17 protein-coding genes are annotated in these 22,048 nt (G+C 61.8%); 12 read left to right on the top strand and 5 right to left on the bottom strand.

Going from position 1 to position 22,048, the window contains the following annotated elements:
- Window positions 1-30: 30 nt before the first annotated feature.
- A complete protein-coding gene (locus AWB65_RS07300; RefSeq protein WP_087666502.1) occupies window positions 31-924 on the bottom strand; it encodes a LysR substrate-binding domain-containing protein in 894 nt (297 codons plus the stop codon).
- Between the two features lie 136 nt (window positions 925-1,060).
- On the opposite strand from AWB65_RS07300, the gene AWB65_RS07295 reads away from it, so the two are divergent.
- The 6 genes from AWB65_RS07295 to AWB65_RS07270 all read left to right on the top strand — a co-directional run bounded on the left by AWB65_RS07295 (window position 1,061) and on the right by AWB65_RS07270 (window position 8,033).
- Complete coding sequence (locus tag AWB65_RS07295; protein WP_087666501.1) at window positions 1,061-1,834, top strand: glucose 1-dehydrogenase; 774 nt, start codon at window positions 1,061-1,063, stop codon at window positions 1,832-1,834.
- A gap of 21 nt (window positions 1,835-1,855) precedes the next feature.
- Complete coding sequence (locus AWB65_RS07290) at window positions 1,856-3,031, top strand: beta-propeller fold lactonase family protein (RefSeq protein WP_087666500.1); 1,176 nt, start codon at window positions 1,856-1,858, stop codon at window positions 3,029-3,031.
- A gap of 16 nt (window positions 3,032-3,047) precedes the next feature.
- Window positions 3,048-4,040, top strand: a complete 993-nt coding sequence (locus AWB65_RS07285; RefSeq protein WP_087666499.1) for a 2-hydroxyacid dehydrogenase — start codon at window positions 3,048-3,050, stop codon at window positions 4,038-4,040.
- 6 nt (window positions 4,041-4,046) lie between these two features.
- Window positions 4,047-4,862, top strand: coding sequence for a shikimate dehydrogenase (gene aroE / locus AWB65_RS07280; RefSeq protein WP_087666498.1), 816 nt, complete (start codon window positions 4,047-4,049; stop codon window positions 4,860-4,862).
- 98 nt (window positions 4,863-4,960) lie between these two features.
- Window positions 4,961-6,382 (top strand): MFS transporter, encoded by a 1,422-nt coding sequence (locus AWB65_RS07275; RefSeq protein ID WP_235007534.1) that lies wholly within the window; start codon window positions 4,961-4,963, stop codon window positions 6,380-6,382.
- A gap of 25 nt (window positions 6,383-6,407) precedes the next feature.
- Window positions 6,408-8,033 (top strand): NADP-dependent glyceraldehyde-3-phosphate dehydrogenase, encoded by a 1,626-nt coding sequence (locus tag AWB65_RS07270; RefSeq protein WP_374729735.1) that lies wholly within the window; start codon window positions 6,408-6,410, stop codon window positions 8,031-8,033.
- On the opposite strand, the gene AWB65_RS07265 is transcribed toward AWB65_RS07270, so the two are convergent.
- The gene (locus AWB65_RS07265; protein WP_087666496.1) at window positions 8,030-8,887 is read right to left on the bottom strand and encodes an aldo/keto reductase family oxidoreductase; all 858 of its coding nucleotides are present in this window, start codon (window positions 8,885-8,887) and stop codon (window positions 8,030-8,032) included. The two genes, AWB65_RS07270 and AWB65_RS07265, sit on opposite strands and share 4 nt — an antisense overlap.
- Window positions 8,888-8,995: 108 nt before the next feature.
- Between AWB65_RS07265 and AWB65_RS07260 the strand changes: the two genes are divergently transcribed.
- Together AWB65_RS07260 and AWB65_RS07255 are read left to right on the top strand one after the other, a co-directional pair.
- On the top strand, window positions 8,996-9,898 hold the full coding sequence (locus AWB65_RS07260) for a LysR family transcriptional regulator (protein WP_087666495.1): 903 nt from the start codon (window positions 8,996-8,998) through the stop codon (window positions 9,896-9,898).
- A 126-nt stretch (window positions 9,899-10,024) separates the two neighbouring features.
- Entirely contained in the window at window positions 10,025-10,756 is a 732-nt protein-coding gene (locus tag AWB65_RS07255; protein WP_087666494.1) for an oxygen-binding di-iron domain-containing protein, read from the top strand.
- An 11-nt stretch (window positions 10,757-10,767) separates the two neighbouring features.
- On the opposite strand, the gene AWB65_RS07250 is transcribed toward AWB65_RS07255, so the two are convergent.
- On the bottom strand, window positions 10,768-12,162 hold the full coding sequence (locus tag AWB65_RS07250) for an MFS transporter (protein WP_087666493.1): 1,395 nt from the start codon (window positions 12,160-12,162) through the stop codon (window positions 10,768-10,770).
- Between the two features lie 495 nt (window positions 12,163-12,657).
- Here AWB65_RS07250 and AWB65_RS07245 point away from each other — a divergent pair, with 495 nt between their 5' ends.
- Together AWB65_RS07245 and AWB65_RS07240 are read left to right on the top strand one after the other, a co-directional pair.
- Window positions 12,658-13,611, top strand: coding sequence for a 2-hydroxyacid dehydrogenase (locus AWB65_RS07245; protein ID WP_087666492.1), 954 nt, complete (start codon window positions 12,658-12,660; stop codon window positions 13,609-13,611).
- Window positions 13,612-13,677: 66 nt separating this feature from the next.
- Window positions 13,678-14,577, top strand: coding sequence for a LysR family transcriptional regulator (locus tag AWB65_RS07240; RefSeq protein WP_087666491.1), 900 nt, complete (start codon window positions 13,678-13,680; stop codon window positions 14,575-14,577).
- A gap of 3 nt (window positions 14,578-14,580) precedes the next feature.
- Here the strand turns inward: AWB65_RS07240 and AWB65_RS07235 are convergent, their stop codons facing one another.
- Window positions 14,581-15,939 carry a 2-hydroxycarboxylate transporter family protein gene (locus AWB65_RS07235; protein ID WP_374729733.1) on the bottom strand — a complete coding sequence of 453 codons (1,359 nt, stop codon included), beginning with the start codon at window positions 15,937-15,939 and terminating at the stop codon, window positions 14,581-14,583.
- A gap of 295 nt (window positions 15,940-16,234) precedes the next feature.
- Between AWB65_RS07235 and AWB65_RS07230 the strand changes: the two genes are divergently transcribed.
- Complete coding sequence (locus tag AWB65_RS07230; RefSeq protein ID WP_087666489.1) at window positions 16,235-16,465, top strand: hypothetical protein; 231 nt, start codon at window positions 16,235-16,237, stop codon at window positions 16,463-16,465.
- Between the two features lie 4 nt (window positions 16,466-16,469).
- On the opposite strand, the gene AWB65_RS07225 is transcribed toward AWB65_RS07230, so the two are convergent.
- On the bottom strand, window positions 16,470-16,961 hold the full coding sequence (locus tag AWB65_RS07225; protein ID WP_087666488.1) for a nucleoside deaminase: 492 nt from the start codon (window positions 16,959-16,961) through the stop codon (window positions 16,470-16,472).
- 732 nt (window positions 16,962-17,693) lie between these two features.
- Between AWB65_RS07225 and AWB65_RS07220 the strand changes: the two genes are divergently transcribed.
- Window positions 17,694-22,046, top strand: a complete 4,353-nt coding sequence (locus AWB65_RS07220) for a hypothetical protein (protein WP_125474079.1) — start codon at window positions 17,694-17,696, stop codon at window positions 22,044-22,046.
- Window positions 22,047-22,048: the final 2 nt, after the last annotated feature.

Below are 22,048 nucleotides of genomic sequence, written 5' to 3'. Positions count from 1 at the left end.
TCATTTTTAATCAAAAAGACGATACCGCTCCTACTCGCCCCGCACCGCGCCGGTACATTCGTCCATGACGCCCAGCAACGCCCGCTTCGCGGCATTATCGAGATCGGTATAAGCCAGCCCAATCCCCGCCCGATGATCGCGCAACTCCAGCGGCCGGGCCACCACCTTCGGCGGCAACGCGATCGCCGCAGCAGCCGGAATCATCCCGATCCCCAGGCCCGCCGCGACGAGCGCCAACATCGTCGTGAATTCACCGAGTTCCTGCGCGATGTTCAGATCGGCGCCCTCGCGCTTCAACGCGACCAGCATCTCGTCGTGAAAGCCCGGCGCATAACGCCGCGCGAGCACGAACGCCGGACAGCCCTGGAGATCGACCGGTCTGATCAACTCCTGCGCCGCTAACGGATGATCATCGGGCAGCGCCACGACGAACGGTTCTTCGAGCACCGTGCGAATCTGCAATCCCGTCCCCGCGACGGGCAGGCGTATCAGCCCGAAATCCAGCTTGTTGTCTTGCAGGGCGGCGATCTGGTCCGGCGTAGGCATGTCCTTCAATTCGAGCGTCACGAGCGGATAGCGCGCGTGCATCATGCGGATGAGCGTGGGCAGGAGCTTCGGCAGCACCGACGACACGAACGCGATCCGCAACGTCCCGATCTCCCCGCGCGCAGACAACCGCGCCGTCTGCTCCGCGCGCATCGCCTGATGCAGCGTGGCGCGCGCCTCGGGCAGAAAGAGCCTGCCGGTCTCGCTCAGCGCGACCTTGTGGCGATCGCGCTCGAGCAGCCGCACGTCGAGTTCCTCTTCCAGCGCCTTGATCTGCATGCTCAGCGCGGGCTGAACGATGCATAGCCGTTGCGCGGCCCGCCCGAAGTGCAGTTCTTCGGCGAGCGCCACGAAAGCGCGCAGATGCTTCAGCTCCATGATCGCTCTCCATCGGCGGGCGTAATCACGAATCATGATAACAGCGTCATGAAAGACTATTGGCGTGATTGCGGCGCTTCGGTTGAACTGTGAGCATTGGAGACAGCACAGGGCGCATCGAATGCGCCAGATAAAAATGGACGAGACACTAAAGCTATTTAGCCTCAACGGACGGCGCGCCTTGATCACCGGCTCCGGACGCGGCATCGGACTGGCCTTGGCGCGCGGCCTGGCGGGCGCCGGCGCGGCGGTCGTCATCAACGATCGCAATGAGCAAAAGGCCCTCGCGGTCGCCGCTCGATTGCGAGAAGAAGGCGTCATCGCGGATATCGCGGTTTTTGATGTGACAAAACGCGAAGAGGTCGCCGCCGCGATCGATGAAGCCGAAACGCGCATTGGCCCGATCGATATTCTTGTGAACAATGCCGGAATCCAGCGCCGCGCACCGCTCGAAACTTTCAGCGCTAACGATTGGGACGACCTGCTGCGCGTCAATCTCGATGGCGCGTTTCATGTCTCGCAAGCCGTCGCACGGCACATGCTGGCGCGCGGCCGCGGAAAGATCATCAACATCTGCTCGGTTCAGGGCGAACTCGCGCGGCCGGGCATCGCGCCCTATGCGGCGACGAAAGGCGCGATTCGCATGCTCACCAAAAGCATGTGCGCTGAATGGGCCGGTCGCGGCATTCAGGCTAACGCGCTCGCGCCGGGCTATTTCGCCACCGATCTGAACCAGGCACTCGTCGACGATCCCGCTTTCTCCGACTGGCTTTGCAAGCGCACACCGGCGGGTCGCTGGGGACGCGTCGAGGAACTGTGCGGCGCTGCGGTTTTTCTGGCGTCGCCGGCGTCGGATTTCGTGAACGGTCAGACGCTTTTCGTCGATGGCGGTTTGACCAGCGTCGTCTAAAAAATCAACGGAGACATAAACATGCGTTCACTTCGCTGCACACAAGCGCTGGCCGGCTTGACTATCGCCGTCATGGCCTGCACGTCGTACGCCGCCGACTGGATCGTTTCAGGCAACGACGGTAAATACCAGCGCGTCGAAGGCCGCGACACGTATCCGGCCAACCCCAAGCCCGACACGCTCACGCTGCTCGACGCGAGCCGTTTCCCGCCACAGGTCAAGGTTCAGGTCGAAGTCGAAAACGTTATTCAAGGCCCGCCACAGGCCGTCGCGATTACGCCGGACGCAAGCATTGCGTTGGTCGCCGCGCCGACGCGCTACGACTACGACGCCAAGAAGTTGCTGATGGACGCGTTCATACAGGTAGTCGATATGCAAGCGTCGCCGCCGGCCGTCACACGGCTCGATATCGGCAGCCATCCGCAGGGCATCGCCATCGATCGCGCCGGACGCATCGCGCTCGTCACCTGCGTCGATGGCAGTGTCGTCGTGCTCGGCATCGAGGGAACGCGGGTGACGATTGTCGATACGCTCAAGATCGCGCAGAAGCGTCTCTCCGGCGTGAGCTTCACGCACGACGGCGCCCATGCGCTCGTTGCATTGCGCGACGAGCAGGGCGTCGCGGTTCTGAACGTCGCCGACGGCCGCGTCACCGACAGCGGCACGCGTCTTTCGAGCGGCGTCGCGCCGTACACGATCGACGTTTCAAGCGACGGCAAGTGGGCCGTCGTAAGCGATGTCGGACTCGCGGGGCTGCCGGCCTATGCGGGCAAGCTCGCGGGCGATGCCGATACCGTAACGCTCATCGACGTCTCGCGCGTGCCGTTTCGCACGGTGCAGCACATCACGGTGCCGTCGCTGCCCGAAGGCGTTGCGATCTCGCCCGATGGCAAATGGATCGGCGTGCAGTCGATGGACGGTTCGAACCTGACGCCCGACAACCCCGGACGTCACGCGCGCGGCAAGGTGCTGCTCTTCGCGATCCGCGACGGACAGGCGGTGAAAATGTCGGAGGTGGCGGGTGGCGAGGCGTCGCAGGGCATCGTGTTCAGCGCGGACAGCAAGCATCTGATCGTGCAGTACAACGTCGAAAAGCAGCTTGCGTTCTTTGCAGTGAACGGTGGACGTTTAAGCGATACGGGGCAGCGGATCGCCCTCACAGGCGGTCCTTCGTCGCTGCGCACTACGCCGCGTTGAATATCAGGAGCACATCATGTCGATAGCACCCGCAGCCCGCAAGAACGTCGTCGTCTTTCGCAAGCTTCCCGACGACCTGCTCGAACGCATCCGGACGTGGCACGACGTCACCGTCGCCGATCCGCGCAGCGCCGACGACCTGCCGCGCTTTCGCGAAGCGCTGCAAGACGCAGACGGCCTGATCGGTTCGAGCTTCAAACTCGGCGCCGAAGAACTCTCCCGCGCGCCTCACCTGCGCGTGATTTCGAGCATCTCGGTCGGCGTCGACAACTACGATCTCGGCTACCTCAAACAGCGCGGTATCGCGCTCTGCCACACACCCGGCGTCCTCACGGAAACCATCGCCGATACCGTCTTCGCGTTGATCATGGCCGCGTCGCGGCGTCTCGTCGAGCTGTCGGATCATGTACGCAACGGCCGCTGGACGCGCAACATCGGCGAGGACCTGTTCGGCTGGGACGTGCACGGCAAGACGCTCGGCGTGCTCGGCTTCGGGCGCATCGGCCAGGCGGTGGCCCGGCGCGCGGCGCTCGGGTTCGACATGCCGGTGGTCTTCCATGATCCGTTCGACGTGCAGGTGCCCGACAGACTCGCGGGGTACGCGGTGCGCGCATCATTCGACGAAGTGCTCGAACGCGCCGACATCGTCGCGCTGACGCTGCCGCTCTCCGACGAAACCCGCGGCCTGATGGATGCCAAGGCTTTCGCATCGATGAAGCCGGGCGCGGTCTTCGTCAACGGTTCGCGCGGCGCGATCGTGCATGAGGACGCGCTCCTCGCCGCGCTCGATAGCGGCCACTTGCGCGCGGCGGGCCTCGACGTGTTCACTATCGAGCCGCTCCCGCAGGATTCGCCGCTGCGCACGCATGCGCGGGTCACGCCGTTTCCGCACATCGGATCGGCGACGCACGAGACGCGCCGCGCGATGGCCGAACTCGCGACCGACAACCTCTTGCGCGTGCTCGATGGCGAAGCAGCCATCTCCGCGTTCGATCTCTCGAAGGTATAGCGCACCATGCCCCATTCGATTCCGGCCCTGTGCGGCTCGCTCGCCGGCCAGCCGTTCACGTTCAACGTCAAGGTGCACAACGCGGCGTACCGCGCGCTCGGCGTGGACTACACGTTCGTCAGCTTCGGCATCGAGGATGCGGCCGGCGCGATCAACGCGATGCGCACGCTCGGCATTCGCGGACTGAACGTCACGATGCCGCACAAGCAGGCCGTCATGCCGCACCTCGACGCACTCGATGTCACCGCGCGCGAGATCGGCGCGGTCAACACGATCGACAACCGCGACGGAAAGCTCACCGGCTACAACACGGATTGCGAGGGCGCCGTGCGCGCGCTCGAAGAAGTCACGTCGCTGGAAGGGCGCCGCATCGCGCTGCTCGGCGCGGGCGGAGCGGCAAGGGCGATCGCCTGGGGCGTGCGACGCGCAGGCGCGCAGGTGACCGTGTTCAATCGCACGGCGTCGCGCGGAGAGGAACTGGCGCGCGACTTTGGCCTCACTTTCGGCGGCGCGTTGAGCGACTTCAACCCGCACGCATTCGATGGTGTGATCAACGCGACAGCAGCAGGTTTCCGCGCGCCCGACGTCAACCCGCTGAACGCTGAACAACTGGCGCCGCATCTCTTCGTGATGGACGCCGCGTTCATCCCCGTGCGCACGAAGCTGATACGCGATGCAGCGGCTGTCGGTTGCCGCGCGATCGATGGAACGCGGATGCTGCTGCATCAGTTTTGCGGACAGGTCGAGTTGTACACGGGCAAGAAAGCGCCCATCGACGCAATGAGCAAGGCTTTGCTCGACGAGATCGCCCGCGTCGGCTAGTTCGAACAGTAGCAGGATGGCCCGTCAGCTCGCGACAAGACGAGCACGACGCGCCCCAAGCGCCGTGACACACGGCATCCATTTTTGGAGGAGACGAGATGAAACACCATCAAACCATTGCGGTCGCCCCGAACGGCGCCCATCCGGAGCCCGTGACGGCCAAGCAGGAAGTCACGACCTCGGACCTGTACCGCGCCGCCTGGGCCGCATCGCTTGGCAGCGCACTCGAATACTACGATTTCGCGCTGTACAACCTCGCGTCGGCGCTGATCTTCGGGCCGCTGTTCTTCCCGTCGAGCGATCCGAGCATGGGCCTCATTGCGAGCTTCGGCGCGTATTTTCTGGGCTTCGCGATCCGGCCGGTGGGCGGCATCATCTTCGGCACGCTCGGTGATCGCTACGGACGCAAGTTCGTCCTGATGGCGACGATCCTCTTGATGGGCGTCGCGAGCACCTTGATCGGCCTCTTGCCGACGTACGCAACCGCCGGGATCTGGGCACCGATCCTGCTCGTCGGCTGCCGTCTGCTGCAGGGACTCGGCGCGGGCGCGGAACAGGCCGGAGCCGCCGTGCTGATGGCCGAATACGCGCCAGCGAAGCGACGCGGCTACTTCGCCGCGCTGCCCTTCATGGGCGTGCTGCTCGGCACGGTGATGGCAGCGGCGATCTACTTCGCGCTCGTGCGGGTCGAGGACATCTCGCAAAGCTGGCTGTGGCGCGTGCCGTTCCTGTTGAGCGTCGTGATCATCGGCGTGGCGATCTGGATTCGGCTGAAGCTCAAGGAATCGCCGTCGTTCACGAAGCTCGAAGCGCGCCATCAAGTCAACGACAGTCCGCTCAAGCACCTGATCCGCCATTCGAAGCCGACCCTCTTGAAAGTCATCGGCATGCGCATGGCCGAGAACGGCGGTTCGTCGATCTATCAGTCGCTCGCGATCAGCTACATGGTGACGGCCACCGGCCTCAAGGGACCGATCGGGCCGGTCGCGTTGTTGCTTGCCGGTGCATCGGGCGCAGTCATCATTCCGCTCACCGGCTGGCTGAGCGACCGCTACGGACGCATCCCCGTCTATCGCGCGTTTGCGATTTACCAGTTGTTGCTGGCCTTTCCGACCTGGTGGATACTGAGCCAGGGCAACGCGACCGCCAGCATTGCAATGCTCTGCGTCGCGCTCGCGGGTGTCTGGGGCATGTTCGCGACGCAAGGCGCGCTCTTGCCCGAACTCTTCGGCGCGCAGCACCGCTACGCCGGCGTCGCGGTGGGACGTGAAGTATCGGCGGTCATCGCGGGCGGGGTGGCGCCGTTGATCGGCGCGTCGATCATCGCCTGGGCGACCACGCACTGGGGCGGCGCCGAAGGCCGCGTTCTCGCGTGGATTCCGCTTGCTGCGTATGTCGCGATCCTGAGCTTCATCGGCGTCGTGACGACTTACTACACGCCCGAGACACGCGGCCGCGATCTGGACGACCTTCGTGACGCAGCCGACGTGCCGCTCGCTACAGCCGAACGTAACGTGTGACCATGAGGACAACGCCATGCCGCACATGACCTCCGAAAATCTGCAGCAACTCTTTCCCACTATCGGCGAGATCCCCGAGGACGCGCGCCTCGCCGCGCCGATCCATCAACGCGTCTCGCTCGTCGATGGCGAACTGCGGCCCTGGGACGGCGCCTGCAAGACCGTGCTCTCGCCGGTCTGCGTGCGCGAGGCGTCGGGCGACGTCGAGCAGGTCGCGATCGGCAGCTATCCGGTGATGGGCGAAACGGAAAGCGACGCCGCACTCGACGCCGCCGTGCGCGCCTATGATCACGGCCGCGGTGCCTGGCCGACGATGACGGTCGGGCAGCGCATCGCGTGCATGCAGGACTTCATCCGGCGCATGGTCGCGGAGCGCTCGCAGATCGTGAACCTGATCATGTGGGAGATCGGCAAGAGTCTAGCCGATTCGACGAAGGAGTTCGACCGCACCGTCAGTTATATGCAGGACACGATCGAAGCGCTCAAGGAGCAGGACAACAGCAATTCGCGCTTCACGATCGCGGAGGGCACGATCGGGCAGATCCGGCGCACGCCGCTCGGCGTCGTGCTGTGCATGGGGCCGTACAACTATCCGCTCAACGAGACCTTCGCCACGCTGATTCCGGCGCTGCTGATGGGCAACACGGTGGTGTTCAAGCCGCCGCAATACGGCACGCTGCTCTTTTATCCGCTGCTGGCAGCGTTTCGCGAGGCGTTCCCTAAAGGCGTCATCAATACGATCTATGCGCCGGGGGCGGTGGTCGTGCCGCACATGCTCGCGTCGGGCAAGATCGACGTGCTCGCGCTGATCGGATCGAGCAAGGTCGCGGACCATTTGAAGAAGCAGCATCCGAAGTCTCATCGACTGCGCGCGATCCTCGGCCTCGACGCGAAGAACGCCGCGATCATCCTGCCCGATGCCGATATCGGGCTTGCGGTGAAGGAGTGTCTGTTAGGCGCGCTGTCGTTCAACGGGCAGCGCTGCACGGCGCTCAAGATGCTGATGGTGCATCGCTCGATCGTCGATGTGTTCATCGAGCGCTTCACGGCGGAGTTGACGAAGATGAAGGTCGGCATGCCGTGGGAGAAGGGCGTGTCGATCACGCCGCTGCCGGGCATGCATCGCACGGCCTACATGACCGAAGCGATCGATGATGCGAAGGCGAAAGGTGCGAGTGTCGTCAACGAAGGCGGCGGCGTGTTCTGCAAGACGCTCTTCTATCCCGCGGTTGTGTATCCGGTGCAGGAAGGCATGAAGCTGTATCGCGAGGAGCAGTTCGGGCCGATCATCCCGATCACGCCGTTCGACGATGTCGAGACTGCGTTGCAGTACGTGATCACGTCGGACCACGGCCAGCAGGTCAGCATTTTCGGCACTGATCCTGCGCAGATCGGCGCGCTCGTCGATCCGCTCGTGAACCAGGTGTGCCGCGTCAACCTGAACTGTCAGTGCCAGCGCGGCCCCGACGTGTTTCCGTTCGCCGGCCGCAAGGACTCGGCGGAAGGCACGCTCTCGGTCACGGATGCGCTGAGGGCGTTCTCGATCCGCTCGATGGTCGCCGCCAAGCAGACCGACGAGAGCAAGACGCTGCTCGATGCGATCGTCACCGATCACCAGTCGAAATTCGTCAACACAGGCTTCATCTTTTAGGCGGCCAGCGCATCGAGGCGAGCGAGCACGTCGGGGGCGAGGGTCAGTTCCGCCGCGCTCAGGTTCTCCTCCAGATGCGCGACCGACGACGTTCCCGGAATCAGCAGAAGATTCGGCGATCGATACAACAGCCACGCGAGCGCGACCTGCATCGGCGTGGCGTCGAGTTCTTTTGCGATATCCGAGAGCGCGCCGGACTGGATCGGCGTGAAGCCGCCGAGCGGAAAGAACGGCACATACGCGATGCCTTCGCGCGCGAGATGATCGACGAGTTCTCCGTCCTCGCGATGCACGAGATTGTAGTGATTCTGCACGCACACGATCTCGTCGATGCCGCGCGCCTCGTCGATCTGTGCGCGCGTCGCGTTGCTCAGCCCGATGTGCTTCACGAGCCCTTTACGCTTCAATTCAGCGAGTGCGGTGATTTGCGCTTCGACCGGCGCCTCGCTCGGGCTGTGAACGTCGCCCATCATGCGCATGTTGACGACGTCGATCGCATCGAGGCCCAGGTTGCGCAGGTTGTCGTGGACGCTTCGCTCGATGTCCGCCGGTTCCATCGCGGGGAGCCACCCGCCGCTCGCGTCGCGCACGGCGCCCACTTTCGTCACGATGAGCAGATCGTCCGGATACGGATGCAGCGCCTCGCGAATGACCTGATTGGTGACGTGAGGGCCGTAGAAATCGCTCGTATCGATGTGATTCACGCCGGCTTCCACCGCGCGGCGCAGCACGGCGATTGCGGCGGCGCGGTCTTTCGGCGGCCCGAACACGCCCGGACCTGCGAGTTGCATCGCGCCGTAGCCCATGCGGGCAACCTGGCGGCCGGCGAACGAGAAGGGTTGATGTAAGGACATGTGTTCTCTCTCATGTGTGTGAACGTTGAAGCCGAGTATGAAGCACCTTGCGTTGTTCGATAATCCGTCCTAGATTGCACGGGTCGTTCAAAAAAATGCACAGTGATCATGGACTTCAACGATCTGGCGGCATTCGCTTCGGTCGCACGCGCCGGCGGCTTTCGCGATGCGGCGCGTTCGAGCGGCGTGTCCGCGTCAAGCCTGAGCACGGCCGTGCGCCGCCTGGAAACGCGGCTCGGATTGCGTTTGCTCAACCGCACGACGCGTAGCGTGGCGCCCACCGAAGCGGGTCAGCGGCTCATCGACAAGCTCGCTCCGCTCATGGGCGAGATGGAAGCCGCGCTCGACGTTCTGAACGGCTTCCGCGAAAAGCCCACCGGTACGCTCAAACTCAACGTGCCGTCGAGCGCCGCGCGGATCGTACTGCCCGACATTCTCGCGCCGTTCCTGAAGGCGTATCCGGACATCCGCGTGGAGGTCGTGGTGGAAGACGGCTTCGTGGACGTGCTATCGATAGGTTGCGATGCCGGCATCCGCTACGACGAGCGGCTCGAGCAGGACATGATCGCCGTTCCGATCGGCCCGCGCGTGCAGCGCTTCGCCACCGCCGCCTCGCCCGACTATCTCGACGCGCACGGCCGGCCGACGCATCCGCGTGAGTTGCTCGATCACGCCTGCCTGCGCGGCCAGTTCGCGGGCGGTGCTACTCCGACGTGGAATTTCGAGCGCGACGGTGAAACGGTCCGGCTCGATCCTGCCGGCCCGCTGCGGGTTCGGCCGGGCGCGGCCGTGGACCTCGCGGTCAGTGCGGCTGTGGCGGGCGTCGGCATCATTCATCTGTTCGAAGGCATGCTTGCGCCGCATCTGCAGAGCGGCGCGCTGGAGCCGATCCTCATGCCGTGGTGGCAGACCTTCCCGGGGCCGTTCCTCTACTATCCCGGCCGACGGCACGTTCCGGCGCCGCTGCGCGTGTTCATCGACTTCGTCAATGCGGCTGAGCGGTCGCCGTGAATGCAAAGGAAGAACAGGAAGCGCAGAATACGCAACACGTATGGCGCTTTTCTTACGCTCGGGCAGGGGTGCAGAAGCTTCGCGGCGCGTGAACGCGAGGTGAAAGCAGATACGCAGGAGGGGCACATGGGCATCACCAATCCGCAATCGGGTACGAACGTCGAGGAAATTGCCGACGGCTTGTATCGCATCAATACGCCGTTCATCATTCCCGGCGACGCGGGCGGCTTCTCGTTCAACCAGTATCTGATCGTCGACGACGAGCCACTCCTGTTTCACACCGGCCCGCGCAAGATGTTTTCTCTCGTGCGCGAGGCGTTGTCGAGCGTCATCGCGCCGGAGCGGTTGCGGCATATCGCGTTTTCGCACGTCGAGGCGGACGAGTGCGGATCGCTCAACGAGTGGCTGGCGGTGGCGCCGGACGCGGCGCCGTTATGCGGGACCGTTGCGGCAATGGTTTCCATCAACGATCTGGCGGATCGTGCACCGGTCGCACTGGCAGACGGGGAGAGCATCAGCCTCGGACGTCACACCGTGCGATGGATCGACACGCCGCACTTGCCGCATGCGTGGGAATGCGGCTTCCTGATGGAAGAGCGAACCCGCACGCTCCTTTGCGGCGACCTGTTCACGCAGCCCGGCGCGAACCTTCCGGCGCTCACGACATCGGACATTCTCGGGCCGAGCGAAGCGTTTCGACGCAGCATGGATTATTTCTCGCACACGCGTAACGCCGATGCCATGTTCGAACGACTCGCCGAACTCGACCCGACGACGCTCGCCTGCATGCATGGCAGTGCGTGGAGTGGGGACGGCGCGGGGCTCTTGCGATCGTTGGCGCGGAGTGTGCGCGAGTAGATCGCTGGCAGTCATCGTCCCCGCGCTTTCGCGCCCTCATCCCGCAGCGCAATCGGCTCGACAACCGTGAGCAGCAGCACGAGACACAACAAAGACGTCCCGACCATATAGAGGAACACACTGGTCCAGCTATAGCGATCCAGCAAGATGCCCACCGCCAGCGGTGCGCACGCGCCGCCGATCTGACCCAGGCAATTGACGATACCGAATGCCGTCGGATACGTCGATTTGGTCGCGAGCCCCATCGGATACGCGGAGTATCCCGCGAAGCCGATACCCAGCATGAGCCCCGACATCACGAGCGTCACGCCGAGATACGCGACGCTGTCCGGCGCATCGATCAGCAGCACCATCATGACGACGGTGCCGAGGGCGCCCAGCATCATCATCGGCTTGCGGCGTCCGCCGAGCAGGCGGTCCGAGATGATGCCGCCGAGCATGTTTCCGGCCACTGCGCCAATGAACGGCGCCGACGCCAGGAAGCCCATTTTTACGGAGGTGAAGCCCTTGACCGTGACGAGGTAAGTCGGAATCCACGACATGAAGATGTTGCTGATGCCAATCATGCAGCCATAGCCGAGCGCGACTCCGAAGATATTCCACGAGCGGAAGACCTGTCCGATCGTATCGAGTTGCGGCACGCGCTTCGTGCGATTGAACGTGTCGAGATAGGGCATGCGCGCAACGTCATCGGCCCGCGCGGATTTTCTCTCGATGCCGTTAGCCGCTGTCTCGTCGAGGATGTAGCGCCGCTCAGCGGGCGAGCAGAAACGGTTCTCGCTGGGTGAATTCGTCACCATCACCATCCAGACGATCGCGAGCAGGATGCCGGGTATCGCGAAGACGTAAAAGATCTCCCGCCATCCCCACAGCTCGATCACGAGGATGCATACCGACGGCACGATCAGCGGACCGAGCTTCGATGCAGCGATCCACAAGCCGGTCGCCGTGCCTTTCTCGCGCGCGGGAAACCAGCGGTTGATCACGTTCGTGCAGCCGATCCCAAGCGGCCCTTCCGACAAGCCCAAGCCGACGCGGTAGGCCTGCAAAAGAAAGACGGATGACGTCGTGCCCATCAGGCCGGTGAAGATCGACGTGAAGATCATGAAGATAGCGAACAGGAAGCCGGTCGTCTTCTCGCTGAGCCGCTTGTAAATCAGGCCGACCGGAATCTGCACGAAGCCGTATGCAAACGAGAACAGGCTGACGATCAGGCCGGCTTGCGTGTTGGTAATGCCGTATTCCTTCTTCAAGTAAGGCAGGGCGATGCCGAAGTTGGCGCGGTCGGCGCAGGCGATCGCCCAGATGCAAAAAATCAGTCCCATCACCACCCAGCGATAACTGGTGCGTTTCTCCGTGACGGGTTGCGCTTCGGCGGACGTGACAATACCGTCGGCATTATTCATTTGAATTCCTCCCGATGTTCCGGCTTCAGCAATGCTGCGCCGTGGTGGCGCAGCCTGGATGAATCGCGCTGGATTTGTTCAGCGCGTCGCAGCAGGTTGACCAAGAACCGACAGGAATAGGGAAGTGATGCGGTGGAATTTCACGCTGTTGTCTCCGATTTAATTGGAAAGGATTTTTTTGTTTTTTATTTGGAAAGGGCTTTGCCGATGATCGGTTTTCTATTCGCCGATCGCGTAAATCCTCATTCCGACGCCTTGATTGTGGCGATCGGGATATTTCGCGTCCAATCTTTTGTTGCTATTACCTGATTCCCGGATTGAATCGATTGAGGCCGGCAGATCTGTCCATCGATCCGTATATCAACTGATAGCGTTTTGGGATTGGACGTACCCGGCGAAAACGCCGATCATCCGCCGACATTGAGACAGCATGCATGCGTTTGAAGGTGCGCGCAGCTCATCCGCGAAATCGCCAATCAACAGGGAGCGTCCGAATTGAAACCCAGCATCTTGCAACTGAATCCGATCCTCGTCCCCGCTATCAACGACAAGCTGGGCGAGCTCTACACCATGCATCGCCTGTTCGAAAAGGACGATAAGGATGCGTATATCCGCGAACACGGTGCATCGATCAAAGGCGTGATAACCGGCGGACATACCGGCATTTCGAACGACATGATCGAACGCTTGCCTGCGTTGCAAGTGATCGCAGTCAATGGCGTGGGAACGGATGCTGTCGATCTCGCTTTCGCACGCGAACGCGGCATTCCGGTCACCGCCACGTTCGGCGCATTGACCGAGGACGTAGCGGACCTCGCGATCGGGTTGATCCTCGCTGCGTGCCGTCAAATCTGCCCGGGCAACGAATTCGTGAAGACGGGCAATTGGCAGAAGAATTCGCATCCGGGCGCGTTGCCGCTGTCGCGCCGTTTTAGCGGAAAGCGTGTCGGGATCGTCGGCATGGGCAAGGTCGGGCGCGCGATTGCGCAGCGCGCTTCGGCATTTGGTTGCCCCGTTTCCTATACGGACTTGCGCCGCATGGAGGACTTGCCGCATGAATTCGTCGGCGACCTGATTTCGCTCGCGCGCGGTTGCGACATCCTCGTGCTTGCCGCCGCTGCCGACAAAGCGGAAGGCATCGTGAATGCCGCCGTGCTCGACGCGCTGGGCAAGGACGGCTATCTCGTGAACATCGCGCGCGGGAAACTGGTGGTGGAAAGCGATCTGGTGGAAGCGTTGTCCAACGGCGTCATTGCAGGCGCTGGGCTCGACGTGTTCGTCGACGAGCCGAACGTCCCTGAAGCGCTCTTCGACATGGATCGTGTGGTTCTGCAGGCGCATCGCGCGAGCGCTACCGAGGAATCGCGTACCGCGATGGGCGAAATGGTGCTGGCGAGTCTTGCGCAGGCCTTGGCGGGACAGAGGCCCGAGGGCAGTCTCACGACGTGATGGGGCGAGAACGGAAGGAGCCAACCTTATAATGACCGTCGACTCTTTCCTTCCCGGCCCTCAAGAATGCTTGATCTCGGACAAGTGCGTTGCTTCGTCGCTGCCGCGACCGAATCGAATTTCAGGCGTGCTGCGGCGCTGCTAAACATGACGCAGCCGCCGTTGAGCCGGCAAATCCATTTGCTCGAAGACAGCCTGGGCGTGAAGCTGTTCGAACGCATCGGCCGTACAGTGAGACTGACGACGGAAGGGCGCGTCTTCCTCGCAGATGCAACGCGCCTGCTCAGCCTCGCCGAGCAGGCGGAAAGCACGGTCCGGCGCGCGAGCAAGGGGAAGACGGGGCGCGTCCGGATCGGCTTCACGGGCGCGGCCGGTTACGAGCTCATTCCGGAGCTGCTCGTCGCAGCTACGGACGTGTTGCCCGACATCGACGTCGTGCTGCTCGAACTGATCTCCGTGGCGCAGATCGAAGCGTTCTCCGCGAACGCCATCGACTTGGGCTTTCTCCGCCCGTTGCCTTCGAGACAGAACCTCGAATTTCTACTGGTCGATGAAGAACCGCTGATCGTCGCGCTTCCCAAGGGACATGCGCTCTGCCGCCACGAGCAGATCGAACTCAAGCAACTGGACAATCAGCCCTTCATCATGCATTCGCCCACTCACGGCAAGTACTTTTACGACCGGATCATGGGCATGCTCGCGACCGGGAGCGTGACGCTCAACGTCGCTCAATACATCGACCAGACGCCTACGATTTTGTCGCTGATTCGCGCGGGGCTCGGCATCGGGATTCTGCCGGCCTCGGCGCAACGGTTCCATTACGACAATGTCGAATTCAGAATGATCGCCGGCAATTCGGTCCAGGCCGAAATGAGCATGGCCTGGCGTTCCGATCAGGACAATCCTGCTGTCACCGCTTTCAGGCACATGGCGACCGAGTACTTCGCGAAGAAAGCACGCGCTTGAGCGTCACCGGATGTGCGCGAGCACGATCAACGTCAACGTGACGACGATCGCGCCACCGATACGCGTCGCAATCTGCGCAAACGGCATGAGTTGCATGCGATTGGCCGCCGTCAATATGGCGACGTCGCCCGTGCCGCCCTGGCCGCTGTGGCAGGCGTTGACGATGGCCGTATCGATCGGGTACATCTTCAGCATGCGGCCCGTCAAAAAGCCCGTGCCCATCAGCGTTGCTACAGTCGCGACGATCGTCACGATGTTGGCGAGCGTGAACGCAGCCATCAACTTGTCCCATGGCGTCATCGCGACGCCGATCGCGAACAGCAGCGGATAGGTGACCGCCGTCGAGAAGAACTTGTAGACGACGAACGCGCCTTCCTGCAGCGGCGGCGATACCGCACGCGCAAGCTTGACGAGCACCGCGAGAAACAGCATCGCGACCGGCGCGGGCAGCCCGAACAGATTGCGGCACATCAGACCGAGCAGATACAGCGTAATCGCGGTGATGCCCGCGGCCGCGATGTGCGAGACATCGACGTGGCCGCGAATCTCTTCCTGCACCGGGTCCATTTCGTCTTCCTCGCCGACTTGCAGACGGCCTTCGCCTGTCAGATGAGGAAAGCGCTTGCCGACTCGGTCGAGCAAGCCCGCGAAGATGATCGCGGTGAGGCTGCCGAGCATCACCGGCGGCAAGACCTCGGCGAACAGCTCGCCCTGTTGCAAATGCAGGATCTCCGAGTACCCCACGGACAGCGGGATCGCGCCCTCGCCAATACCGCCCGCCATGATCGGCACGACGATATAGAAGAACGTGTGATACATCCCGAGCCCGAGCGCCCCGCCGACCAGCGTACCGACGATCGCCGCCGCCACCGAGCCGAGCGCGAGGGGCACGAAGATCTTGATGAAGCCCTGAATCAGCACGCGCCGGTCCATGCTCAAGATGCTGCCGACGATGATCGACGCGATGAACAGGTACAGGAAATTCGTCGACTTCGTGAAGTCGGTGGTGAGCGTGAGGATTGGCTTGGGCAGCAGGTGATAGTAGGTCAGCGCCGACGGAATGAAGGTCGCGAAGATGGCGGCGGCGCCAATATTGCGCACGATCGGAATACGCTTGCCGATCTCCGCGCACGTGAAGCCGAAGAAGGCGAGCACGGCGATCGCCATCGAGATTTCCCCGGGCACCTTGCCGGTAACGGCGAAGCCCGTGATCAGCGCGAGCAGGATCACGTAGACCGGCAAAGGAATGATGCCGATGCGATATTCCATCAATTTCCACCAGCCTTCGGGCCAGAAGCGGGGCTTGATGGTTTGCTGCAGTGGCGCGGGTGAGGGCGGTGAGCGGTGGGATGTGGGTTGCACGACGTGTCTCCTCGCGGTTGTAGGGCGATGGTGCGTTGCAGCGTGTGCGGGTTTTGGTTTTGCTGACTCGGTGCTTACGCCTTCAATCGTACATCTGCCTGCATCGGGCGCGGGTCGTTTCGGTTGACCTGACGATTGCTACGAATAATTTCGTCCGCACAGCGCGACTCCGTGCATTCGTCATCGCGCATTTCAGGAATGTAACCCCGTAACGCGCGGAAAAATTGCTGTAGCCGAATTGGCAGCTTCGCTTTCTAGGATGCACTCACACGCCGTGGCATCCCTGGAGAACCGAATGCTCAGTCCGCACGAAATTTCGACGCTGCTAATGGTGCAGCGCGCGCCCTATCAGGTGGAAGCGCTGAGCGAGGACACTGCGCGCCTTCGACATGAGCAACTCGTTGAAGTCGAATTGCTCGCGACGGGTGGCGCGCTTCCGCGTCTCACGTCACGAGGCCGCGAAATGCTGCGCAGACTCGATGCATTCTGCAAGCAGCAGGCGTCACCATCAGATGAGAGCCCATGAAGCGCTACGCATCACGCGACGCGACCCATTTCTCCAGAATGCGCACGGCCTCTGCATCGCGCTTTTGTTCGGACGGCTGCGATCGCGTGTCGAGTGTGCCACCCGCTTCGAGACGCAATTCATCGATGTCGATCGGATGGCGTGCAGCTCGCGATACGTTTGCAAACGCCTCAGCCGACTGCGCAAGCGAGGCGCCGTAGTAAAGCTTGCCGATCCCACAAATCTTCATCGCCGCGACACACAGCGCGCAAGGCTCGCACGATGTATAGAGCTCGCATCCGCTGAGATCGACCGTCTTGAGGCGTTGGCATGCATCGCGGATCGCTTCTATTTCGCCATGCGAGGTCGGGTCGAAGTTCGCGACCGAGTGATTGAATCCTTCACCGACCAGCACGCCATTGCGCACGATGACTGCACCGAACGGCTCGGTGCCGGACTCTTTCAAAGCCTGCGCAGATAGCGCAAGCGCGCGATCCATGAATTTGTCTTCGTACATCGGCGTTCTCCTTGAGTTGTTGATTCGTAACGATCGACGTAGTTTATCTCCCGGCGCAGTCCGCCTCGTTGCGTGCGAATAGCAAGTTGCATCGAGATCAAGCTAAGTGTACTTGCCAATGCAAAACCAAAAAAACGTTCGATGACCCGCAGGGAAGCTTGCGTTTGCATGGCTTTCCCCTTTCGAACGAAGGGTGCAATCCGGCACGAATTCGCTGAATGGCGCAGCTAGATCCGGCTCTGCTTCGGATCTGAAACAACCCGGCATGAATGCACGATTCCTGCAATTTTCCCAGACGAGTTTTCATAGCAAGTTTGCAGATCATCGCCTATAAATCTCATGAAACGTATACGGACCCTTTTGGATCGCGGTCCGTTGCGCAAGGCTGTCCGCAACGAAAAGCCCGCGGCTCTTAAGACGCCACGCGCAAGCCAAAGGCATCTCTGGCCTTAGCGGATACGTCGTTAGCGTTGGCGCGTTGTTCTCTCGTTCGAGTACGTTTGCTTAGGGTTCTTGCCCGAGGTTTACATATGGACTTCACGCCGGCTAGCACACGCTTAAGCCATTCACAGGCTCAGCCAGATTGTTCGGCTGCTCCTTTGCGCGCCTGGCCAAAGCCGCCTTTCCGTTGAAACCCGAAAGTCCTGAAGACGCCCGTTCCCTGGGAACGTAGGCGAAGTATCCGGTATCGACCGGCCAACACCGATAAACACTCCGCTAGCAAGGGAAGCCATGAGACCGTCCAACAACGTGATCACGTACCGGGTTTCCACGGCCCGGCCGGCCCTGTCTTTGTTTAGCGAGGCCGGATGGGATGAGACCTCTCATACCGTAACGATCCTGCGCCACGATCCGGACGATCACTCGCACGACGAGTTGTTCGTCGATCATGTTCATATCGAGCGGCGCAACTGGTCGTGGCGTTATCCGGATACCGATCTCGTCTGGGGGCAGGGCGAGGGCGAGGAGCATCTGGGAGGGCATCTCTCCCTATATGGAAATCACGGTCAGGGCGTTACGTCCCGCGGCTCCGTCGTCAGCAAAGTGCAAGTGCAGCGCGTGGCGGCAATGTACAAGTGCAGGATTGCTGCCGACGCGGGCGCTACCGTCGACAAGACGGGTGTTCTGTCATGGGACAGCGATTCCGATCAGTGGAAGAAGGCTTCCTGGCACGACGTTCTGGTCTTCGGTTACTACAGCTTCGAGTATCAGGTTCATTTCGCACCCGCCGATGTAACGGTTTGCGCGTTCATCGACAAGCGTGGCAGCGGATCGTGCTGGGTTCCCTGGACGCCGCCTGAAGAGTATCTGGCGCCGAATCTGTTCAAGGATGTCTGCAAGAGCAAGGAACCCGATAGCGGCAGCCCCGGGTCCTATGCGTTCGCGTTCGCGGATCTTTTGCTCGATTTCCATCTGGCCGATGGCTTCGATCCCGACGTGGATGCGTCCGCTGACGGCGGCGCGATCGGCTCCGTTTTTCCCAAACGGATGACGGTGGAATTCGTCAATCAATTGTTCATGGAGTTCAACGGGGCGATGGCCATCCCCGGGCCGAACCCTTCCGATCCGGCCAAAGTTTATGCAGTCACCGGACGCTCGGTCAACGCAATGACCAGCAGGCTGATCGGCTCCTATCTGGTCTCGCAGCCGTCCAAGCCTGAGAAGGCATTGTTCTCGGTGCATCAGGGGAAGCTGATCGTCGACGGGCAGGCGCATGATCAGTCGGAACTCGTCGGGGATACGTTGAGCTGGACCGATCTGCCTGCTGATCTTGCGGACCAAACGGGTCTTCCGGCGACCGGAAGCGCGACATTCTCGGGCGACGGCACGCACATCATCACGACCTCGTTCGGCGCCACGGGAAAGCGGCTGCCGGCAGCCGAGCTTCACGCTGCACATCGTGATCTGATCCATCGGCAGCCCCGGCTCGCTCGCGCGATGCTGGCAAGCGGCGTGGGCGGGCTGAAGGTGGACGGTCTGCTGACGATGAAGAATTTCGAGCTGCACGAAGTGACCGAGGGTGGGCAGAAGTCCTCCGTCTACGTGGACAAGGTCCAGGCGCCCACCATGACGAGTTACGACAAGATCCTGCGCACCTTCATGACGAAGGACCTGCGCGAGACCTATCTCAGCAACGCCCCCGTCGATCTGGATGACGAGGAAAGGGCGATCTCGCAAAAGAATGCGCAGTTCGCGACCTTCTGCAAAAGCCTCGAAGTTCCGTATCTGGTCAACGTGCTGGCACAGGGCGTCGCGCAAGACGAATACGCAAAGAATTTGAACGCCGCGAGGGCACGGAAATTCCTGAGCAAGCACCCGGCAAAATGCGACGAGTTCAGCGAACTGGTATCGACGCTTTACCAGCATCACTGGGAAAAGCAGTTTCCGCAGATACGCGAGTACCTGAAGGACCAGAATAACGATCACGATCGGGATATCGACAGCATCAGGCAAAAGTGGATCGCGGAGATCCAGGCCGGTGCGGAAAGCATCGCCGATCCCGATCATCCGCAGGCGACGATCAACGAGCAAATCAAGTTCATCGAGGAACTGACGACCCAGGCGAAGACGACCCGCACATACTGGGCTTACATGCTCTACCTGTATCTCACGTCCAACGAGCAACTGCAGGCCTATCGGCTCCAGATCAGTAGTCCGGCCAGGCGGAACATGGCTGACTCGCAGTCGCTCGCGCTCCTGCTGCAGACGAATAACGGCGTGCTCAACGTACTGGATCCGTCCGGCTACTTTTCGCGCCAGTACAGTGAAGTCATGCAGATGTACAACCTCAGTGGCATCGTTTCAGACTGGGTCGACTACGGAGGGAATATGGATAACTTCTGCTATGCGGCCGAGGAAATCCTGAAGGGTTACATCAAAAAGTACGTCAACAGCCTCGATCCCGACATTCAAAAGTCGGTGATGGATCTGCAGAAGGAAATGTCGGCCGCGAACATTCAGCAGATCCGCGAAGCCTACATGCAGGCGCTGTCCCAGATCGGGGTGCAGGGCAGTTGGGGCGAACTGATGGCGATCGCCCAGCGAGACCATTTCTCGAAGTTTGGCGCCGGCATGTCCAAGCTCGCCATGGCCTTCGGGTTCTCGCTCAACATCACGTCGATCGTCATGCTGGTGAACGGCGGCGTCAGCTTCAAGGACCTGTCGGCCGAAACGCAGGCGCGGGCGATCATCGGTGGTATCGATGCGCTCGCGCATGGCATGGCGTTCCTCCTCAAGGGCGGCACGCGCGCCTATTTCTTTCTCGACCGTACCGCATCGTACTGGTCGCAGACCAAGCAGTTGGGCCGCCTGCTGTTCATCGACGAGGAAGTCGCGCAAGCAAGCATCAATGCTTTCGGCAACGCAGGCGTGCGCTGGATCTCTCGTGGTAACGAGGCCTCTAGTGTCGTTGCCATGATGAGCCGTACCGCCACGACCCACATACTGGACGACACGCCCTGGACCCGCGTCATGGGCCGCAGCCTCGACGAATTCGTCGCGGTCCGGCTCGGGACTGTCCTGGCCGTCGCCAATCTCATCATTAGCGCAATCCAGCTCTCCAAGGACAAGAACAAGTACGACAAGGCCGTGGACGGGGTGTTCGTGGCGGCGGCGGCGCTGGACGTCATTGCGCTCACGGCGACATGGGCGCTGTCCTTCATGATCGCTGGCACCACGGGCGCCATGGTGGTCAGCGCGATCGCTTCGATCGCGGGTCCGCTGGCGCTTCTGGCGTCCATCATCGGCATCATTCTGGTGTTCGTCTTCCAGAAGGAGCACGACATCATCTACCGGTTCCTTGAAGACTACGCGCGGCCCAAGGGATATTTCATGGAAGGGACCTCGATCGATTATTTCTCGATCAACCGGACCAACGACGGAAAGGCGCTGCCCGCGGGTATCTCCCTCGTCACGACGCAGCTTGTCTGGGAAAGCCGCATCATCGATGTCCCCAGCGGGCCCGACGGAGGATTCACGAGGGAAACCCTGTACGAACCGAAGATCAGCGATACCGCCAAGGCACTCACGTTTCAGTCCAGCGCTCAGCCTGCCGAGGACAGTTTCACGCATAGCTGGGGCAACGTCTTGTCGCTGGTGGTCGATGAAGCAGGCATAGCGAATTTCATCGCGATCACGCCTGATCGCAAGAACCGGAAACTGCTGGCGCTGGCCGTCGATCAAAAGACCAATGGCGTCGTCTTGCAGGATCTCAGCGCCGAAGGCATGAATACCGAGGAGCAGGCGAAAGCGCGCCAGTGGGACGTCACCATCATTTCTTCCGACAGCGGCGGCGGCGACGACACCTTGCCCAGCAAAGCTCGGGTCCTGCTGCGGCACAAGACCAGCGGAAAGCTCCTGGACACGCTGGGCCTGAAGTTCGTCACCGACTTTTCCAATCCGCAAACGACTTACACGCCGCCATCTCCGGTAACCGACTGGCCTCTCTGGTCGCTCAAACGCTCCGTCGCCGCAGTGGGCAACATCACCTATGAGGATCTGCTGATCTGCCTGGACCCCGCCGACACGAGCCGCAACCTGCAGGTCGGCGGGGCGCTCGACATCGGTCAGTCGGGCCAGGAGCCGTACACCTGGAGTCTAGGCGCAGGGTGGCCCACGTATCTCTCGCTCGACGAGAAACGCGGAACGGTCAGCCTCAAGAAGGATGCGCTGCCGAAGAAACTGAGCGATGCCGAGTTCAAGGCCATGGCCGAAAAGCAATATGCGATCACGGTCGGCAGCAAGCTCGAAGACGGGAGCGCCGTTTCCGCACCCGCGCAACTCAAGGTTCAGGTGCGCCATATCAGCGCACCGTATGAAGTGAGGTACGGGCTGCCGCTCTTGCTCAAGGTAGGGAAGAAATACGACAAACCGACCCTCCCTGGTCTCGTGCCCTACGTCACCGGCACGTTCAGCGTGGCGCCCGCGCTTCCCGGTTTTCTGCACCTGAATTCGTTCAATGGTTCGATCAGCATGGTGGATGCTCCGACGGCACTGATGACACGTCAAACGTTCACCGTGACCCTGAAGAACGAGTTCGGCGAGGCGTCCGGAAAGATCGACATCGAGGTTGCCGCGGCGGCGTGAAT

It is taken from the genome of Caballeronia humi (assembly GCF_001544475.1).
GTDB lineage: Bacteria > Pseudomonadota > Gammaproteobacteria > Burkholderiales > Burkholderiaceae > Caballeronia > Caballeronia humi.
This window is presented reverse-complemented; position numbering and strand designations above follow the sequence as displayed.

Bases quoted from the DNA above. Each gene is read 5' to 3' on its own strand.
- AWB65_RS07300 (WP_087666502.1), bottom strand. From the start codon at position 924: ATGGAGCTGAAGCATCTGCGCGCTTTCGTGGCGCTCGCCGAAGAACTG.
- AWB65_RS07295 (WP_087666501.1), top strand. From the start codon at position 1,061: ATGGACGAGACACTAAAGCTATTTAGCCTCAACGGACGGCGCGCCTTG.
- AWB65_RS07290 (WP_087666500.1), top strand. From the start codon at position 1,856: ATGCGTTCACTTCGCTGCACACAAGCGCTGGCCGGCTTGACTATCGCC.
- AWB65_RS07285 (WP_087666499.1), top strand. From the start codon at position 3,048: ATGTCGATAGCACCCGCAGCCCGCAAGAACGTCGTCGTCTTTCGCAAG.
- aroE (WP_087666498.1), top strand. From the start codon at position 4,047: ATGCCCCATTCGATTCCGGCCCTGTGCGGCTCGCTCGCCGGCCAGCCG.
- AWB65_RS07275 (WP_235007534.1), top strand. From the start codon at position 4,961: ATGAAACACCATCAAACCATTGCGGTCGCCCCGAACGGCGCCCATCCG.
- AWB65_RS07270 (WP_374729735.1), top strand. From the start codon at position 6,408: ATGACCTCCGAAAATCTGCAGCAACTCTTTCCCACTATCGGCGAGATC.
- AWB65_RS07265 (WP_087666496.1), bottom strand. From the start codon at position 8,887: ATGTCCTTACATCAACCCTTCTCGTTCGCCGGCCGCCAGGTTGCCCGC.
- AWB65_RS07260 (WP_087666495.1), top strand. From the start codon at position 8,996: ATGGACTTCAACGATCTGGCGGCATTCGCTTCGGTCGCACGCGCCGGC.
- AWB65_RS07255 (WP_087666494.1), top strand. From the start codon at position 10,025: ATGGGCATCACCAATCCGCAATCGGGTACGAACGTCGAGGAAATTGCC.
- AWB65_RS07250 (WP_087666493.1), bottom strand. From the start codon at position 12,162: ATGAATAATGCCGACGGTATTGTCACGTCCGCCGAAGCGCAACCCGTC.
- AWB65_RS07240 (WP_087666491.1), top strand. From the start codon at position 13,678: ATGCTTGATCTCGGACAAGTGCGTTGCTTCGTCGCTGCCGCGACCGAA.
- AWB65_RS07230 (WP_087666489.1), top strand. From the start codon at position 16,235: ATGCTCAGTCCGCACGAAATTTCGACGCTGCTAATGGTGCAGCGCGCG.
- AWB65_RS07225 (WP_087666488.1), bottom strand. From the start codon at position 16,961: ATGTACGAAGACAAATTCATGGATCGCGCGCTTGCGCTATCTGCGCAG.
- AWB65_RS07220 (WP_125474079.1), top strand. From the start codon at position 17,694: ATGAGACCGTCCAACAACGTGATCACGTACCGGGTTTCCACGGCCCGG.